General features: G+C 71.8%; 1 riboswitch.

What is annotated here, in order from left to right:
- The first annotated feature begins 160 nt into the window (after positions 1–160).
- A riboswitch (cyclic di-GMP riboswitch) is annotated at positions 161–247 on the top strand.
- The last annotated feature ends 5 nt before the right edge of the window (positions 248–252 follow it).

Genomic DNA, 252 nt, shown 5'->3' with positions numbered 1-252 from the left:
CGCGACCCGCTCTCCGGCAATGCGGTGCTCGGCGGCGTGGCGGTGGAGATCGCGCCGGCCTGAGCCCGTCGGCGGCCGGTGATTCCAGGCAGGAAGTCACGCCGGTCCGAGCGCCCGCACTGGCGCCGCTGCCGGCCGCTGCCTAGACTGCAGTCGTTCATCAACCCGAGGGCAAACCCGTCGAAAGGCGGGGACGCAAAGCTTCCGGCCTACAGCGCTTTGGCGCCATGGCAGCGGGGCCGCCAGAACCAG

Origin of the sequence: Chromohalobacter sp. HP20-39, from assembly GCF_033052815.1 — a bacterium.
Lineage (GTDB): Bacteria > Pseudomonadota > Gammaproteobacteria > Pseudomonadales > Halomonadaceae > Chromohalobacter.
Note: the sequence above shows the minus strand (reverse complement) of the source record. Positions and strands in the feature narration are given on the sequence as shown.